The organism is Xanthomonas sp. D-99 (assembly GCF_017746145.1).
GTDB classification, from domain to species: Bacteria; Pseudomonadota; Gammaproteobacteria; order Xanthomonadales; family Xanthomonadaceae; genus Xanthomonas; species Xanthomonas cissicola.
The window spans coordinates 94,260-112,709 of sequence record NZ_JAGHWU010000022.1 but is presented as its reverse complement, the minus strand read 5'-3'; the positions used below and the strand labels follow the sequence as shown (position 1 = coordinate 112,709).

Sequence of the window (18,450 nt, the reverse complement as noted above, 5' to 3'; positions counted from 1 at the left end):
TTTCACGACTCCAGCGCAGCGCTCGACGGCCTCGCCTTCGGCACACCCCGTGCGCGGCGTACCAGTGCCGCCGCACCGCTGCTCATGTCGTCGAGGATCGCGTAGATCGTCGGCAGGAACAGCAGGCTCACCACCGTCGAAAACGCCAGGCCACCGGCGATGGCGCGCGCCATCGGGAAGTACGGCGGGCCGTCGCTGAACATCGTGGTGCTGGTCAGCGAGATCGGCACCATTGCCAGGATCGCGGTGCCCATCGTCATCATGATGGGCCGCAAACGCTCGCGTGAGCCTTCGACCAGGGCCTGCGTGCGCCCCATGCCGCGACGGCGCAGGTTGTTGATGTGCTCGATCATCACGATGCCGTTGTTCACCACCACGCCCATCAGCACCAGGATGCCGATGAAGGACATGATGCCGAACGAGGTACCGGTGATCCAGAACAGCCAGAACACCCCGAAGATCGAGAACAGCACCCCGCTCATGATCGCCGCCGGGAACAGCAGCGACTCGAACACCGCCGCCATCACCACGTAGATCATCACCAACGCGATCACCAGATTGAACACCATCTGGCCCATCGCCTCGCCGTCGTTCTGATAATCGCCGCCGTCGAAGGTGTAGCTGTAGCCGGCCGGGAAACGCATCGCCTTGAGTGGCACCTCCATCGCCGCGCGCGCCTCCGGCACGGTGACCTTCTCGGCGAGATTGGCCTTGATGGTCAACGTGGTCTGCCGATTGGTGCGCCCGATCTGCGTGGCGGCCGGACGGATTTGCACCTCCACCAGACTCAGCAACGGTACGCTGCGGCCATCCTTGGTGCGCACGGTGAAGCTGGCCAGATCTTCAGGCTTGCTCTGCTCGGCGCCGGCAAACCGCACCCACACCGGCACCTCGTTGTCGCCGCGGCGGAACTCGAGCAGCGGCGTACCGCGCAATGCCAACCCGACGAAGCTGGCTACTTGCTCGGCGCTGAACCCGAATGCGGCTGCGCGCTCGCGGTCGACGCGAATCGCCAGCTCGCTGGTGCGGTCGCCCGTATCGACATGCACATCCCGCAGTTCCTTGCGCCGCGCCAGCAGCGGAATCACATCGTCGGCCAGCGCTTTCAGTGCATCGGTCGAATCGCCGACCAACTGCACTTGCACGCCTTGGTTGCCATTGCCGCCATCGCCCTGGTTGCCGATGCTGTAATCGGTACGCGCAGAGCGCGGCAACTCCTTGCGGATTTTTTCCAGCAGCGGCGGCAGGTCCTTGACCTTGCTCGCATCGAAGGTCACCACCGTATTGCTGCCTTCCACCTCGCTGAACCATGAGTAGATCTGCGTGATGTGGTATTTGGCGCGATTGGCTTCCAGATAGTTTTCGACCCGGCCGATCTCTTCGCCCAGCTGCTCGCGCGTGTACGAGCCTTTCCACTGGTATTGGATGAAGGCCTCGTTGCCGCCGTCGCCACCGAACATGTCGATCTTGGTCAGCTTCATCGGTACCAGGCTGATCGCACTGACCAGAATGATGCCGGCCACGCTCCAGCCGCGATGCGCCAACGTCCATGCCAGCACCTGGGCGTAACGGCGCTGCAGCCGTGCGATCACGCCACGCTCGGAGGTCACCATCGGCGGCGTCTTCATGCGTGCCGACAACATCGGAATCAGGCTGATCGCCACCAACCACGACGCCAGCAACGACACCGAAATGGTGATCGCAATCTGCGCCATGAAAATGCTGATGTTGTTGATTTCGCCGAATAAATTCGGCACGAACACGATGCAATGGCACAAGGTGCCGGCGCTGAGCGCAATGGCCACGCTGCGTGTTCCCAGCAGCGCGGCACGCTGCGGTTGGTCGGGCATGCGTTCGCGTTCCTGGTAGATGCTTTCCACCACCACCACGGCGTTGTCCACCAGCATGCCTACCGCCAGCAGCAAGCCCATCATGGTCAGGATGTTGAGCGTGACCCCGACGAAATACATGAAGCCCAAGGTGATGGCGAAGCAGATCGGGATCGCCAACGTCACCATCAACGTCGATGGCCAATGCCGCAGGAAGAAGAACAACACCGTGATCGAGAGCAACAGGCCCACCGCGCCAGCTTCGGCCAGCTCGGCCAGCGACGAGGTCACCGCCTTGCCCTGGTTGTCGATCACCTTGACCTGCACATCGCGCATCGCCGGCTGGGCGCGGATGTCTTCGACCTCTTTCAAGGCCGCCTTGGACACTTCCACCAGATTGGCGCTGCGCTCCTTGTAGACATCCAGGCCGATGGCCGGGCGCCCATCCAGGCGCCGCCCATAATTCATGCGCGTCGGCTTGAGCCGCACCTCGGCAATGTCGCCCAGCCGCACGCCTTTGGCGTTGAGCACCAGCTCGCGCAATTCCTGCAGGTCGCGCAGTTCACCGATTGGCTGCACCCGGATGCGCTGGCCGTTGTCGTCGATCTGGCCTGCAGAAACCGAGAAATTGAGCTTGCCCAAGCGCTCGCTCAGGTCGTTGAGGCTGAGGTCGTGCGCGGTGAGCCGATCCGGCGCGATCGCGATTTCGACCTCGTTCGGCGGCGCACCGGAGATTTCCACCTTGGCCACGCCCGGGATGCGCTCGATGCGCCGCTTGAACTCGCGGTCGAGCATGTCGTAGGCGCCGGTCAGATCGGTCTGGCTGGCCAGGCGCACCTTGAGCACCGGCTCGTCGCTGCTGGACCACTTGAAGACCTGGAAGCGCTGCAGATCCTCCGGGAAATCGTCGCGTACCGCGTCCAGCCGCTCGCGCGCATCGGAGGCGGCAATGGCGATATCGCGGTCCCAGTCGGAGAATTCGATGAAGATGTTCGCGCCGTCGGCGGTGGCGGTCGAGCGCATGCGCTTGATGCCGGTCATCGTTGCCAGCGCTTCCTCGGCCGGCCGTACCAGGTTGCGTTCCACCTCGTCCGGCGTGGAGCCGGTGTAGGGCAATTGCACGAACAGGAATGGCGCGGAAATATCCGGCAGCGCCTCCAACGGCAGCCGGAACGCCGCGATCAAGCCCACCACCACCAGCGACACGAAGCACATGATGGTGGTGACGGGGCGACGGATGCTGAAGGCGGCAACGCTCATAGCGCCTCCAGCCCGTCGACGTTGCCTGCCGCCTGCGCGCGTTGCCCGCCCATGCGCCGGCCACGCTCCAGGTAATACGCATCGGCGCGGCGATCCAGCAGGTCGTACACCACCGGTATCACCAGCAGGGTCAGCAAGGTCGAGACCAGCAATCCACCGATCACGGTGATCGCCATCGGCGCGCGCACTTCAGCGCCCTCGCCCATCGCCACCGCCAGCGGCAGGAAGCCGAACAAGGTGCACAAGGTGGTCATGATGATCGGCCGCAGGCGCGAGCGCGCACCTTCGATCAGCGCCTCGCGCTTGGGCACGCCGTCTTCGCGCAGCTGGTTGACCTTGTCGATCAGGATGATCGCGTTCTTGGTCACCAGGCCCACCAGCAGGATCAGGCCGATGAACACCACCACCGAGATCGGCTTGCCGGTCATCAGCAGGGCCAGCACCGCACCGACCATCGCCAGCGGAATGGTGAACAGGATGACGAACGGATGCAGCAGCGACTCGAACTGCGAAGCCATCACCAGATAGACCAGGAAGATCGCCAGCCCGAACGCGAACAGCAGCGACTTCACCGATTGCGCCAGCTCCTCGCCCTGCCCGCCGATGTGCATGCCCACGCCGGCTGCAAGCGGGTCCTTGCGCACCATCGTCTCCACTTCGCGCACCGCACCGCCCAGGTCGATGTCCTTCAGGCTGGCCGACACGATTGCCACGCGGGTCTGGTCGGCACGATGGATCTCGCTCGGCCCCGTCGTCGCCAACACCTCGGCAACTGCGGCCAGGCGCACCGGCCGGCTGCTGCCCGGGTTGACGATCAGCTGACGAATCGCATCCACACTGGCGCGGTCGCTGTGCTGCGCACGCACCAGCACATCGATCTTGCGATCGCGGAAGCTGTAGCGTGTGGCCACATCGCCGCGCACCTTCTTGACGATGACATCGGCGATCTGGCGCGTGGTCAGCCCCAAAGCGCCAGCGCGCTCCTGATCGAAACGGATCTGGATCTCCGGGAAGCCCTCTTCCACCGTCGATTTGACGTCGGCGTAGTGGCCGTTGGCGCGCAACATCGCCGCCAATTTCTGCCCGGCGCGTTCCAGCTCGCCCAGATCCTGGCCGCGCAGTTCCACTTCCAGCGGCGTGGAAAAACTGAACAACGCCGGCCGCGCGAAATCCACCTGCGCGCCCGGATGCCCGACCATGCTGCTGCGCAGCCGCTCGGTCGCCGCCGCTTCCACCGCCGGGCTACCGCCGCCGGCCATCACCACGGTGAGCTTGCCGATGTTCTCGCCGCTCTCGGTTGGGTTGGCATCCAACCGCGTGCCGCTGCCGCTGACACCGTACAGCGACGCGACGCCGGGGTCCCTGTCGTGCGCCAGCTGCAACTCGCGCACCACGGCGTCGGTCTGCGCCAGCGGCGTGCCGGAAGGCAGTTTGACGGTCATTTCGAAGCGATCCTGCGCCAACTGCGGAATCAGATCCGCGCCCAGCATCGGCACCAGAAACACCGTCCCGATGAACGCCGCCGCGGCCAGTCCCAGCACCAACCAGGGACGCCGCAGTGCCGCCGGCAAGATCCCCAGATAGCCACGCTCGGCACGAGCATACGGCGCCATCGCCAGGTCGCTGGCCTTGCGCATCACCGGCCCCACCACGCGGCTCAACCCGCGCCACACCTTCACCACGGCCCATGCCGCTCCGAAAAAGCCATAGCGCACGCTCGCACCTGCACCACGCCGGCCAGCCGCCACCGGCTTGAGCCAGCGCTGCTCGGGCTGCCACTGCGGATGGCTCGGCTCGTCCGGGAACGCCATCGGCGGCGCGCCCTTGAGCGAGCTCAGCATCGGAATCAGCGTCATCGACACCACCAGCGAGATCGCGATCGCGATCGCCACCGTCAATGCTTGATCGCGGAACAACTGCCCGGCGATGCCCTCGACGAACACCAGCGGCAGGAACACCGCAATGGTGGTCAACGTGGACGCCATCACCGCCATGCTCACTTCACGGGTGCCGGCAATCGCCGCGTCCAGCACACTCAAGCCGCGTTCGCGCGCCTTGGCAATGCTTTCAAGCACCACGATCGAATCGTCCACCACCAGGCCGGTGGCCAACGCCAGACCGCCCAGCGACATCACGTTCAGGCTCAGTCCGAGCTGGCCCATGAAGAAGAACGTGGTGATGATCGACACCGGCAACGACAGGCTGATGACGAACGTGCTCCAGCCATCGCGCAGGAACAGGAAGATGATCAGGATCGCCAGCACACCGCCGATTACCGCATCTTTTTTGACATCGCTGATCGCATGCTCGATGAAGTGCGATTGGTCCTCGATGGTGGTGATTTCCACATCGCCCGGCACGGTCGCCTTGAGTTGCTCCAGGCGCTTGCGCAACGCCGCCGCCGTGGACACGGTGTTGGCATCGCCTTCCTTGTAGATCGCCAGCTCCACCGCTTCCTTGCCGCCCAGGCGGATGATCGCCTCGCGCTCCTTGTAGCCCTGGCGCACCTGCGCCACATCCTTCAGCCGCACCGGCATGCCGCCGGCGATGCTGCTGCTGGACGAGGAGGAGGTGCTCTGTACTTCGGCCGCTGCCGCCAGCGCCGCCTGCGAACCAGTGGACGCCGCAATGGCATACATCTGCTGCATCGCCGCTTCGGCCGCGCTGCCGCTGCTGCTCTGCGTGGTCACCAGCATGTTGCGGATCTCGTCCAGATCCACGAACTGGTTCACCGTGCGCACCAGATAGCGCTGCGAGCCTTCTTCCAGCCGGCCGCCGGAGATGTTGACGTTCTCCTCCTTGAGCCGGGTGATCACGTTGTCGATCGGCAGGTTGAGCTGGGCCAGCTTCTGTTGATCGATGTCGACCTGGATCTCGTCTTCCAGCCCGCCGCCGACCTTCACTGCTGCCACGCCGGCCACCGGTTCGAGCTTCTTTTTCAGGTCTTCGTCGGCATAGCGGCGCAAGCCGGTGAGCTGGCGGATCGCATCGGTATCGGAGGCCGGCGCCTGCTTGGGCGACAACGCCAGCCGCATGATCGGCTCGGTGGAAGGATTGAAGCGCAGCAACACCGGCGGCTTGGTTTCCAGCGGCAGCGACAAGGCTTCCATCTTGTCGCGCACCTCCAGGCTGGCCTGGTCCATATTGGTGCCCCAGGCGAACTCCAGCACCACATCGCTCTGCCCTGTGCGCGAGATCGACTTGAGCTTGCGCAGGTTCTTGACCACGCCGACGGCTTCTTCCACCGGCTCGGTCACCAATGTTTCGATTTCCGCCGGCGCCGCGCCGGTGTATTCGGTACGTACGGTGAGCGTGGGATAGCTCAAATCGGGCAGCAGATTGACCTTGAGGCTGCGTAACGCGATCAGCCCGAACAGCAGCATCGTTACGGTAATCATGGCGATGGTCACACGCCGCCGCGTGGCGAAGGCCACCAGGCCACCGCCGCCAGCCAGTGGCGCGTGCGGATCATGCACGGGTCCATGCGGGTTGCCGTTCTCGCTCATGCGTGCGTCTCATCATGTGCGGGCGCAGCGGCCTTGGTCGCGACCGGCGTGCGATCGGGTTGGCCGATCACTTGCACCGCAGTCCCGTCGCGCAGCGCCACCTTGCCGGCAGTCACCACCTGATCGCCTTCCTTCAGGCCCTGCCGCACTTCCAGCCATGGCCCTTCGGCATAGCCCAGCTTCACCGGCACGCGGCTGGCCTTGCCGTTGCGCACCACGAAGACTGCCGGTTCGCCATCGTCCAACAACGCCAAGCGCGGAATCACCAAGGCGTCCTTGCGCTGGTCGTAATCGATGCGGATGCGCCCGAACATGCCCGGCTGCAACGCTTCGGCCCCCTGGCCGAACGCGCAGACCACACGAAACGTGCCACTGCCTGAATCCACCACCGGCGCGATGAGGTCCACCTTGCCGACGAATTGCTGGCCAGGCAGCGCATCGGCTAGCAAGGTCACCGGCTGGCCCGACTTGAGCGTGGCCAGTTCGCGTTCGGGCACGTTGAGCGTGGCCTCCAGCTGCGAATCGTCGACGATGCGGAAGATCGGCGTGTTGATCTGCACGAAGTTGCCGGTCTTAATCGAGCGCGATGCGATCACGCCGGAGATTGGCGCCTGCACCGTGGTGTAAGAGAGCTCCAACGCTGCAAGCCGGTGCTGCGCGCGGCTGTTTTCGACATCGAATTTGAGCTGATCCACATCTGCGGCGCTGACCAACTGCTGGCCCACCAATTGCGTGGCGCGGCGATAGCTGTTTTCCAGTTTGCGCAGTTGCGCTTCGCTCTGCGCGACCGCCAGATGCGCGCGATCCGGATCCAGGCGCACCAGCGCCTGGCCCGCCGATACCTTCTGCCCTTCTTCCACCATCACCGACAGCGCAACGCCCGAGGTCTTGGCCACCACTTGCGCCTCGGCGCGCGGCTCCAGCGCAGCGGTGCCGGTGTAACTGGCGGCGACCGCACGGCGCGCGGCCTTGGCGATTTCCACCGGCACTGCATCCACCACCTTCTTCTCCTCGGCCGCCTTGGCCTCCCCCTCTCCTGCCTTGCAACCGCCCAGCAGCAGGCTTGTGGTGATCAACAATGCAGCGGCGCAGGTTCCGCTGCGACCCGGCAAGAAGGAGAGTGGCGACATCGTCGTGTCCTAGTGGATGCGTGAACAGGTGTTGTAGGCAAGTAGACCACCCAAGTGCACATGCCGCCAATGCGCCAAAGGTCATGGTCTATTCAAGTTGGCCTATTCACCCGGTTTGCGCCGCGCCAAATCGCAGGCATACTCGGTCCGGTTCCGCCACGCCCCCATGTGCGGACGCTCAATCAGTCTTCCGGATACGAAACCATGCGCCCGCAGCCGCTCGCCGCTTGTCTCGCTCTGGTCGTCTTCCTGCCGTTTGGGGGCGCATCAGCAACACCGCAGGCCACACCCGTAGCTCCGGCCACCCCGGCGCCTGCTGCCGCGGTGGCAACCCCTGCCGCGCCGACCGGCAATCCGTCAAATGGGCGCTTGCTCGCCTATACCTGCCAGGGCTGCCACGGCGTCACCGGCTATAAGAACGCCTACCCCAGTTATCGCGTGCCCAAGATTGGCGGCCAGACCAGCCAGTACCTGACCCAGGCGTTGACCGAATATCGTCAGGGCAAGCGCAAACATCCAACCATGCAGGCACAGGCGCAGAGCTTCTCCGAGCAGGACATCGCCGACATCTCCGCCTTTCTGTCCACCCTCAAGTAAGCGCCCACATGCCGAACGCCCTGCACGCTCCGCGTCTAGCCATCGCCCTGGTCGCTGCCCTGATGATGGCGGCCTGCTCCCAATCGCAGGTTGAGTCCACCGACCACTCCGCCGGCGATCCCGGTCACGCCAGCGGCGAGCACGGCTCCGGCTCGTCGGCAGGTCTGCCCACCGGCCGCGCAGACGCCGGCGACAAGCTCGCCCATGCCAAGGGCAAGGCGACCGGCCAGAGCTGCGTGGACTGCCACGGTGCCGATGGCAATGCGCCGATCGATCCCAGCTATCCCAAGCTGGGCGGCCAATACGGCGACTACCTTGCGCATGCGCTGCAGGCCTACCGTAGCGGCGACCGTCAGCATCCGTTGATGACCGCCCAGGCCACCGCGCTGAGCGATCAGGACATCGCCGACCTGGCAGCGTACTTCGGTGCTCGGCAGACGCAGTTGCGCGATCTGCACGGCGTCAATTGAGGCGGAGGCGACGCCACACCGTCTCATTCGGAATGAAAAAGCGCTTGCGCGAACATTAACAGGCCGCTATCATTTCGTTCTCAGTTTCGTGGGGCCATAGCTCAGCTGGGAGAGCGCCTGCATGGCATGCAGGAGGTCGGCGGTTCGATCCCGCCTGGCTCCACCACTTCAGACATTAGGCCGTCTCAAGTGACAACGAGGTTTTGATACGCGTCCCCATCGTCTAGAGGCCTAGGACACCACCCTTTCACGGTGGACACCGGGGTTCGAATCCCCGTGGGGACGCCAATCATCTGAAAGCCCCGGCACTGCCGGGGCTTTTTTTGCCTGTCACCTGGCCGAATCCAGTCGCGCGCAACGTTGGGCATGCCCTGGGTTCATTGGCATCATGCAGCGGATAGAAGAGCTGAATCCATGCCGCGGCGAGCGCAGCGCCTGGTGCACGCATCGGTACGCGCGCACGGGCATTCGGCGGGCCATTACCGCCCTGCCAACGCCTGCTCGATCACAGCGCTTGACCAGTTGCGGTGTTACTCAAACCCATGAGCGTTCGCATGCGGATTTTTTGCTGCCGAAGATGTCTCTGCCCGCCATCGCAGCTGCCACGTTGCGACGTTGCCAGCGGCGTCGCTAAGGATCGCCGCGCCGAAAGCGCAGTGTGCGCGATGGTCGCGCTCTCGCATGCCGTCGATGACGACGAGCGAGGGACGCAAGATCGGGCGTTGCTTGTAAACCAGATGCAGCGGACCTGACGCCCGGCCCGGCAGAGCCGTTGCTCGCAAATCGACAGCTGTCGAATCAAGCGCACACTGGCATCGACGCCTCCAGTGCGCCGATATCGCTGTCACCGCGATTCATTGCGCCGCGAACACCAAAGACTGATGGCGCTTGAAGCGTTCCAGGTGGGCGCGGCTGCCGTTCAATCGTCGCAGCGGACGCGTACGGCCCTGCAGTTCCCCCGGCAGATGCGCTCTTGCTACAAATGTTGCCCAGCCACTTCCCATCGCGTGGCGATGTCGCTATGATTGCCGGCTCGCAGCAACGCGGGGCCATAGCTCAGCTGGGAGAGCGCCTGCATGGCATGCAGGAGGTCGGCGGTTCGATCCCGCCTGGCTCCACCACTTTAGACATTAGGCCGTCGCAAGTGGACAACGAGGTTTTGATACGCGTCCCCATCGTCTAGAGGCCTAGGACACCACCCTTTCACGGTGGACACCGGGGTTCGAATCCCCGTGGGGACGCCAATCATCTAAAAGCCCCGGCACTGCCGGGGTTTTTTCTTGCCTGTCCCTAACCTGCATCTAGGACGTATGTCGCGGCCATTGCGGGCGGCAACCAGAGGGGTGCAAGTGCATCTCGCTGATGCAGCCTGCATGCAACACCCTTCTACGCACTCGCAAACCGCTACGTCGCTAGCCGATCATCTCGCCACCGCGCAATCCGTTCCGAGTGCGGCGCAGGGCCCCCATCGCACGCTATTGCGATGAGTAGAGTCTCCGTTCGATTTCGAAGCCAGCCACGCAGTGCACTATGCGGAACACCTCAGGTCTGCCCGCTATCCAGCGCCTTGCGACCTTCGTGCGTCAGGTCGATGTCGCCATCTTCGGCTTGCGTGGCATAGCCGGCGCGTACCGCCCAGTTCCCCTCCTCGTCGGCTACCGGCTTGGTGTCGTGGATGTCGCGCAGGATGCGTAGCTGTTGCGAAGCATCGAAGTCCATGGGGCCACCTGTTCAAAAGAAACGTCCAAGGTACGCAAGCGGCGTGATGGTCGCGTGCCTGCAACGTCATCCGTTACCTGCGCACTGCATGGCGCACGGCAGTTGTGTGCCCGATGCGTGGACAGCCGGCAATCAGGCATCTGCGCCACGCAGACGCACTTGCAAGCGAATCGACTGCCGGCCCCAGCCAGTCCTGCACCACGCGACGATCACGCTTGCGCCTTCGTGCTCGGCTGGACCGCGCTGACGGTCGGCAGCCTCGCTGTCCGCGTTGTGATCAACCAAGCCCCACACCCTGACGAAAGGCTATACAGCAAAAAGCCCCACCGGACTTCTCCAGAAGGGCTTTCGCTGGTGCTGCAACAACTTGGTGCCGAAGGTGGGACTCGAACCCACACGCTTTTAAGGGCGGCGGATTTTGAGTCCGCTGCGTCTACCGATTCCGCCACTTCGGCGTGGCCGCGCAGTATAGCGACTTGTTGTTGAAACGAACAGTGTCAGTTTGCGCCTGACGAATTCAGGTGCAAGCGGGGTCTGCAGCGCCGTGTCCAGGCAGTCCCGATATACTGGCCGACTTGGTGAAGGAGTAAGCAATGTCGGTGTTGCGTGGAGTTCGGGTACTCGTGGTCGAAAACGATGACATGAATGCCATGCTGCTCGATCTGCAGCTTGTTCAGGCGGGTGCCGTCGTCATGGGCCCGGTCGGCGAGGTGCGCGATGCTTTGCAACTGATCGCCGCCGACGCACCGGATATCGCAGTGCTGGACTATCGCTTGGGCAATGGCGAAACCAGCGAACCGGTCGCACGCCTGTTGTCGGAGCGCGGTATCCCGTTCGTACTGGCGACCGGCGTTGCCATCGGCAGCATCCCGAGCGGTTTCGAACGTGGCGTCATCCTGATCAAGCCCTATCTGTCCGAAGAGCTGGTTGGCGCATTGTCCAAAGCGCGCGAGTCGCGCGGCGCTGAGGGCTGAGCAACAGCACGGGCGCACTGCCAGCCCGCCCCGGTGCCACCGTCCGGTGCGGCACGCATGCCCTCTCTCTAACACCCCATCATCCCGCCACCGGCGCGCTGTTTTGGGTGCGCGGGCAGCGATTAGCTGAATCGCCGTCTGCGCGGTATCAGCGGCGCCGGGCCGGTTGCTACTAGAATTTGCCATCGAAGAATGACGGGCGGGTCGCTGGATGGATATCGCCGTGTCGCCGTTGGCCGGCTTGCTGCCGGAGACGAGCGAAACCGCAGCATTGCTGGCCGCGTCAGTGCATCCTGCGGACGCGCTGCTAAGCGATAGCCCTGCGCTACGCACAGCGCTATCGATATGCCTGCATGCGCCGGTTCCGATGCTGCTCGTATGGGGCCGCGACAACCGCTGCATCTACAACGATGCCTGCATTGCACTACTGGGGCCACGCCATCCGGCGGCCTTCGGGCAGCCGCTTGCGGCGCTGACATATGCATCCGATGGCGATGGCGAGCCAGCAGCGACAATCGCCCTGGATCTGGCGAGCTGGTCATGCAGCCCAGTGCTGCAATCGGGCGAGCAGTTGGGCGCGCTCTACATCGGCGTTGCTGTTTCAACGACTGATGTCAGCGAACAACGCCGCAGCGATGGTCGCGACAGTTTTTTATTGATGCTCGAAGACGCACTGCAGTACGTGTCCGATCCGCGGCAGATCATCGACACCAGCGTGCGCTTGCTCGGCGAGCATCTGCAGGCGAACCGTTGTGCATTCGGCCTGGTCGCTGCCGATGGCAGCACCATGCATGTCATCAGCGACCATGTGCAGGACATGCCGAGCCTGCAAGGCGATTTCCCACTGGAGGCGGCACGGGGCCTGCGCGATGCGCTGCTGGAAAACCGCCCCTGGTTCACGACCGATGCGCTGGCGCCGGGTGCACCGGACTATGTGGCCGAGCAGTACCGCCGCTCCGGCTTGCGCGCCTCGCTGGCCATTCCGTTGCACAAGCACGACCGATTGGTGGCAGCGATCGGCGTCCATCAGCGCGCACCGCGGCGCTGGCTGTCGGCGGAGATCGAACTGGTGCGATTGGTTGTGGCACGCTGCTGGGAATCGATGCAACGGGCCAAGGCGCAGCAGCAACTCGCGGCCAACGAAGCACGCCTGCGCCGCCTCGCCAATACGCTGCCGCAGATCATCTTCATCGCCGATCCGGACGGACGGCCGCACTACTTCAATCAACGCTGGTACGAGTACACCGGCCTGGATCCTTCCAACAACGAAGATGCCGCCTGGCACCTCGCACACACTGCCGATGGTCTGCGCCTGTCCGAGCAGGCCTGGAGCCTGGCACTGAAGGGCGAGCGCGCCTTAGAAGTGGAGTGCGAACTGCTGCGTCACGATGGGCAATCGCGCTGGCACCTGGTGCGCGCGCTACCGGTGCGCGGCGACGAGGGCAGCATCAGCGAGTGGATCGGTACCTACACCGACATTCATGACCGGCGCGCATTCGAACAGCAATTACGCGAAAGCGAAGTGCGCTTCCGTGCGCTCTGCGAGACGGTGCCAGCGATGATCTGGATGGCCGACGCGCAAGGCGATTGCGTGTACTGGAATCCGCGCTGGTACGACTTTACCGGACAGGGGGAAGACCAGGCCCTGGACCAGGGCTGGTGGGATGTGATGCATCCCGACGATGCAGCACGCGTGCGGCACGCCTTCGAACAGGCGCTCGATCAACGCGGCGAATTCCTCGCCGAATACCGCGTGCGCCGGCACGATGGGCAATACCGTTGGTGCATCGACACCGCGTCGCCGCACTTCGCCAGCGACGGGCGTTTCCTAGGGCACATCGGCTCGCTCACCGACATCTCCGAACGCAAGCACATCGAAGATGCCACCGCCTCCGACCGCGCGATCCTGAGTTTGATCACCACCGGTGCGCCGTTGCCGGCGGTGCTGGATGCGATCGCACTGAGCGTGGAGGCACGTGGTGAAATCCCGTTGTACTGCTCGGTGATGGTGCGCGATGAGGTCCGCCACACCTTGAGTTTCGGCTCGGCACCGCATTTTCCGATCGAGTACCGCGGGCACTTCGAGCCCTCGCCGATCGGGCCGGAGGGTCCGCCCTGCGCCCTGTCGGCGCATCTGGGTCGTCAGGTCATCTGCACCGATATCCAGGCCGATGCAAGCTTCAGCGCCCACCATGCGATCTCGGCGGCGATGGGCATCGCCGCGTGTTGCGTCACCCCGATCCTGGCCAGCAACGGACAGGTATTGGGCACGCTCAATATCTATTACGACCGCCCTCACCTACCATCCTTACGCGAGCAGGCGATGGCGCGCTCGGCCTCGCACCTGGCCGGCATCGTCATCGAACGCACCCGGGTGGATGCCAAGCTCAAGCTGTCGTTGCAGGCGGAAACCGCCGCGCGCGCGCAGGCCGAGCATGCCAACCGGGTCAAGGACGAATTCCTGGCAACGCTCAGCCATGAGTTGCGCACGCCACTCAACGCGATCCTGGGTTGGTCCCGGTTGATGCAATCGGACATCGCAGATCCGGCCAATCTGGGCCGCGGACTGGTGATCATCGAACGCAGTGCGCGCGCGCAGACGCAGATCATCGACGACCTGCTGGATATGAGCGCGATCCTGTCCGGCAAGATCCGCCTGCAGGCCGAGCATTTCGATATTGCAGGGTTGGTGCGCAGCGCGCTGGAACTCATGCAGCCGACCGCGTTGACGCGCAAGATCGCACTGGAGCTGGATGCGCCTTGCGATGGCGAACTGTGGTTCTTCGGCGATGCCGGGCGACTGCAGCAGGTGCTGACCAACCTACTCAGCAATGCGCTGAAATTCACTCCTGCCGGCGGCACGGTGCGCGTGGCGATGGACGTCGAAGACGAGCGCCTGCGCCTGTGCGTGCAGGACACCGGGATCGGCATTGCGGCGGCGTTCCTGCCGCATGTGTTCGACCGTTTTCGTCAGGCCGATGCAGGCACCACCCGACGCGTGGGCGGCCTGGGGCTGGGCCTGTCGATTTCGCGTCAGTTGGTGGACCTGCATGGCGGCAGCCTGGGCGCGTCCAGCGCGGGCGAAGGCCACGGCGCGCTATTTACCATCGTGTTGCCGTTTCAGCACGGGGTGAGCGACCTGCGCCCTGCCTCGGCAGATACCCCCCACGTGGGCGCGCTGCCGGACGAGTGCCGCGACCGCCTGGCTGGTGCGCGCGTCCTGCTGGTCGACGACGATCAGGATTCGCGCGAAGCGGTGATGCAGTTCCTGATGCTGGCCGGCGCGCAGGTGCAGGCTGCCGGGTCGGTGGACGCTGCCGAGCACTGCCTGGCGAACGCGCACTTCGATGTGTTGGTCAGCGATATCGCGATGCCAGTGCGCGATGGCTACGATCTGATCCGCACGGTGCGTTCGGGCCGCGCCGATCTGCCACGGCATATTCCGGCCGTCGCCCTCACCGCCTATGTCCGCGAAGAAGACCGCGACCGCGCGGTAGTGGCCGGCTTCGATGCGCACATGGGCAAGCCGGTGGAACCGCCAGGCCTGGTCGATCTGATCGAACGCTTGATCTTGCCGACACGCAGTACGAGATGAGGCCTGATAGCACCAGAGCATGGCTGGCCAGCACCTTGTCGTTGATTGACCAAATCAACGACACCTCGCGGCATCGGGTGCTTTCACTTTCTACAGCACTGAGAGAGTGAAAAGCTTGCTTGGCCGAGTGCGCGGTGCCCTCGCCGTTCGCAGGACACGCCGTGAACCCGTCCTTGGGGGCCCGATGGCGGCAGGGACACCGCACCAGACAGTTTGCTGGGCTTGTTGAAAAGCGAGGAACACCGCGTCGTTGGTTGCTAGCTGCGTTGAAAACTCTGCATACCGACCAACTCCACTGGTCCTTGCCCGCTCACCGTCGCGTGACCCTTGGCGGCATGGATGCCGCCAAGGAGCTTACAAGGACGTACTTGCAGCGTGTCCTGCGATGGTGAGCGGGCAAGGGCCCTGCAGCCAAGCCGCAGATCAGCCCATTACGACGTTAGATCCATGCCACGCCACCGAACCACGCCGATCAACCAAACCATCAAAAGCGCGACTTAGCTACGTTTGGCACGCGCGAATGCCGCTGCCAGCGCATTGTCTGCCGGCGGTGCGGTGATCCGCGGTTTGCTGTTGGCCTGCGCCTGACCGCGTCCACCACCATCGCGCCTGCCCTGCCCCGGACCGCTGCCGCGAGCATCGCGCGGTTGCGCAGAGCCATCCGCCGCTGGCGGCGTATCGGACAAACGGCAGGTCAGCGCGATGCGCTTTCGCGCCACATCCACTTCCAGCACCTTGACCTTGACGATGTCGCCGGCCTTGACCACATCGCGTGGATCCTTGACGAAGGTTTCCGACAACGCCGAGATGTGCACCAGTCCATCCTGATGCACGCCGATATCGACGAACGCACCGAACGCGGCCACATTGCTGACCACACCTTCGAGCACCATGCCCGGCTTGAGGTGCTTGATGTCCTCGATGCCTTCGGCGAACTGCGCCGCCTTGAACTCGGGGCGCGGATCGCGGCCGGGTTTTTCCAGCTCCTTGAGGATGTCGCGCACCGTCGGCACACCGAATTGGTCGTCGGTGAACATCTCCGGCTTCAGGCCACGCAGAAAACTGCCGTCGCCCAGCAATGCCTTGATCGGCTTGCCGGTGCTGCCAACGATGCGCTCGACCACCGGATACGCTTCCGGATGCACCGCCGACACGTCCAGCGGCTCGTCGCCATCGGCAATGCGCAGGAAACCGGCGCATTGCTCGAAGGTCTTGTCGCCCAGCCGCGGCACCTTGAGCAAGTCCTTGCGCCGCTTGAACGGGCCATTGTCGTCGCGGTGACGCACGATATTTTCCGCTACCGTGCCCGACAAACCGGACACGCGCGACAACAACGCCGCCGAGGCGGTATTGACGTACACACCGACCGCGTTGACGCAGTCCTCCACCCGCGCTTCCAATGCCTTGGCCAGACGGTATTGATCCACATCGTGCTGGTACTGGCCCACGCCGATCGCCTTGGGCTCGATCTTCACCAGTTCGGCCAATGGATCCTGCAGACGGCGCGCGATCGACACGGCACCACGCAGCGATACATCCAGATTCGGAAATTCCTTGGCCGCGAACTCCGAGGCCGAATACACCGATGCGCCCGCCTCGCTCACCACCACCTTCTGTAATTTGGCCGCGCCGCACAGCGCAATCGCCTCACCGGCCAGCTTGTCGGTCTCGCGGCTGGCGGTGCCGTTGCCGATCGCGATCAGCTCCACGTTGTGCTGCATGCACAATTTTTTGATGGTCTGCAGCGACTGATCCCACTGCCGCTTCGGCTCGTGCGGATAAATCGTTTCGGTGGCCACCAGCTTGCCGGTGGCATCGACCACGGCGATCTTGCAACCGGTACGGATGCCCGGATCCAGCCCAAGCACTACGCGCGGGCCTGCCGGCGCCGCCAACATCAGGTCCTTGAGATTGTCGCCGAACACCGCGATCGCCTCGGCCTCGGCCTTTTCGCGCGCCTGATTGAACAGGTCCAACAGCAAGTGCATATGCAGCTTGGCGCGCCAGGTCAGCCGGCACGCATCCAGCAACCAGCGATCGGCCGGACGGCCTTCGTTGGAGATACCGGCATTGCGCGCCACGCGGCCTTCGGCGTACTGGTGCCCGGCCTCGGCATCGCTGCCCGGATCCAGATCCAGGTACAGGATTTCCTCGCGGCGTGCGCGAAACAGCGCCAGCAAGCGGTGAGAGGGAATCTTCGCCAGCGTTTCGGCGTGATCGAAGTAATCACGATACTTGGCACCGGCCTCTTCCTTGCCCTCGGCGACCCGTGCGCGGATCACGCCGTTATCGCCTAGCCAGCTGCGCAGCTCACCGACCAGTGCGGCATCTTCACCCCAGCGCTCCATCAGGATGGCGCGCGCGCCTTCCAGCGCCGCCTTGCTGTCGGCCACGCCCTTTTCGGCATCGATGAAGGCCGCCGCGGCCACGTCCGGGGACTGCGTCGGGTCCGCCAACAGGCCATCGGCCAATGGCTCCAGCCCGGCTTCGCGTGCGATCTGTGCGCGGGTGCGGCGCTTGGGCTTGTAAGGCAGGTACAGGTCTTCCAGTCGCGACTTGGTGTCGGCCGCCACGATCTCGTTGCGCAATTCATCGCTGAGCTTGCCCTGCTCGCCGATGCTGGACAGGATCGCCGCGCGGCGCTCTTCCAACTCGCGCAGATAGGTCAGGCGCGTTTCCAGATTGCGTAGTTGCGTGTCGTCCAGGCCGCCGGTGACTTCCTTGCGGTAGCGGGCGATGAAGGGGACGCTGGCGCCCTCGTCGAGCAGGGCGATGGCGGCGTGCGCCTGGGCGGGTTGGGCACCGATCTCATCGGCGATGGTGCGAGCAATCTGCTGGGCAAGCTGGCTATCGTGCATGACGGCGCGGCGTAAACCGCTTCATTGAAAAATGCATTTTCGCAGTGCCGGCCCGCCACGGAAACCCGTTGACAACGCCGCCGTAAACCTATGCAGCCGCGCTCAGCTGACCTGACGTGCGTAATGGGTGGCGGCACGTTCGACCAGAATGCTTTCGTGCAGCGATTCCAGCGCCATCACGCGCACCTTGCCGACATCCTTCAGCGGCACCATGCGTTCGACATACACCTCCGGGCCAGCATCGGTCATCGCGCGCGACTTGCTGAAACCGTAAGGCACCACGCCCTTGTCGCCATCTTTGCTGCCACCGACGTACAGGACAATCGACATACCCACACCCTCTTCTGCTGCTGTTGCTGCGTTGTGGTGGGAGGATACCCAGCGCGCCGTGAGGAGCTTTCCACGCACGTTAACGCCGGCTGTTTGCCGTTTGGTGACGGCGGCAAGGCCGGGCTCGCCTCACGGCCGCTTCACCCCGCTTGGCCGTCCAATCGCCATCCGCCTGCTCGCTG

At 64.2% G+C, this 18,450-nt stretch carries 10 protein-coding genes and 5 tRNA genes; 8 read left to right on the top strand and 7 right to left on the bottom strand.

All coding sequences use genetic code 11. The features are described from left to right. Positions 1-2: 2 nt before the first annotated feature. From J7360_RS10535 to J7360_RS10525, 3 genes are read right to left on the bottom strand one after another with little or no spacing between them, the layout of a single operon-like run. On the bottom strand, positions 3-3,089 hold the full coding sequence (locus J7360_RS10535; protein ID WP_209033816.1) for an efflux RND transporter permease subunit: 3,087 nt from the start codon (positions 3,087-3,089) through the stop codon (positions 3-5). Next, positions 3,086-6,595 carry an efflux RND transporter permease subunit gene (locus J7360_RS10530; protein WP_209033814.1) on the bottom strand — a complete coding sequence of 1,170 codons (3,510 nt, stop codon included), beginning with the start codon at positions 6,593-6,595 and terminating at the stop codon, positions 3,086-3,088. Before J7360_RS10530 ends, J7360_RS10535 begins: the two co-directional genes overlap by 4 nt. Beyond that, positions 6,592-7,725, bottom strand: coding sequence for an efflux RND transporter periplasmic adaptor subunit (locus J7360_RS10525; protein ID WP_209033812.1), 1,134 nt, complete (start codon positions 7,723-7,725; stop codon positions 6,592-6,594). The genes J7360_RS10530 and J7360_RS10525 overlap by 4 nt, the downstream gene beginning before the upstream one ends. Positions 7,726-7,929: 204 nt before the next feature. Between J7360_RS10525 and J7360_RS10520 the strand changes: the two genes are divergently transcribed. The 6 genes from J7360_RS10520 to J7360_RS10495 all read left to right on the top strand — a co-directional run bounded on the left by J7360_RS10520 (position 7,930) and on the right by J7360_RS10495 (position 10,036). Continuing rightward, entirely contained in the window at positions 7,930-8,322 is a 393-nt protein-coding gene (locus J7360_RS10520) for a c-type cytochrome (RefSeq protein ID WP_057662211.1), read from the top strand. 8 nt (positions 8,323-8,330) lie between these two features. Next, positions 8,331-8,792 carry a cytochrome c gene (locus J7360_RS10515; protein WP_005915693.1) on the top strand — a complete coding sequence of 154 codons (462 nt, stop codon included), beginning with the start codon at positions 8,331-8,333 and terminating at the stop codon, positions 8,790-8,792. Positions 8,793-8,882: 90 nt separating this feature from the next. Further along, a tRNA-Ala gene (locus J7360_RS10510) sits at positions 8,883-8,958 on the top strand. A gap of 46 nt (positions 8,959-9,004) precedes the next feature. After that, positions 9,005-9,080 (top strand) — tRNA-Glu (locus J7360_RS10505). Between the two features lie 757 nt (positions 9,081-9,837). Further along, a tRNA-Ala gene (locus tag J7360_RS10500) sits at positions 9,838-9,913 on the top strand. A gap of 47 nt (positions 9,914-9,960) precedes the next feature. Then, positions 9,961-10,036 (top strand) — tRNA-Glu (locus tag J7360_RS10495). Between the two features lie 298 nt (positions 10,037-10,334). Here J7360_RS10495 and J7360_RS10490 read toward each other — a convergent pair. Together J7360_RS10490 and J7360_RS10485 are read right to left on the bottom strand one after the other, a co-directional pair. After that, positions 10,335-10,511, bottom strand: coding sequence for a hypothetical protein (locus J7360_RS10490; RefSeq protein ID WP_003482805.1), 177 nt, complete (start codon positions 10,509-10,511; stop codon positions 10,335-10,337). Positions 10,512-10,879: 368 nt separating this feature from the next. Continuing rightward, positions 10,880-10,966 (bottom strand) — tRNA-Leu (locus J7360_RS10485). A gap of 138 nt (positions 10,967-11,104) precedes the next feature. Between J7360_RS10485 and J7360_RS10480 the strand changes: the two genes are divergently transcribed. Together J7360_RS10480 and J7360_RS10475 are read left to right on the top strand one after the other, a co-directional pair. Further along, positions 11,105-11,485: a response regulator gene (locus tag J7360_RS10480; protein WP_007964402.1), complete on the top strand. Its 381-nt coding sequence runs from the start codon at positions 11,105-11,107 to the stop codon at positions 11,483-11,485. Between the two features lie 211 nt (positions 11,486-11,696). Further along, entirely contained in the window at positions 11,697-15,080 is a 3,384-nt protein-coding gene (locus tag J7360_RS10475) for a PAS domain S-box protein (protein ID WP_209033810.1), read from the top strand. A 497-nt stretch (positions 15,081-15,577) separates the two neighbouring features. Here J7360_RS10475 and J7360_RS10470 read toward each other — a convergent pair whose 3' ends face one another. Together J7360_RS10470 and J7360_RS10465 are read right to left on the bottom strand one after the other, a co-directional pair. Next, a complete protein-coding gene (locus tag J7360_RS10470) occupies positions 15,578-17,938 on the bottom strand; it encodes a Tex family protein (protein ID WP_022559161.1) in 2,361 nt (786 codons plus the stop codon). 102 nt (positions 17,939-18,040) lie between these two features. Beyond that, positions 18,041-18,268 (bottom strand): hypothetical protein, encoded by a 228-nt coding sequence (locus J7360_RS10465; protein ID WP_017157548.1) that lies wholly within the window; start codon positions 18,266-18,268, stop codon positions 18,041-18,043. Between the last annotated feature and the right edge of the window lie 182 nt (positions 18,269-18,450).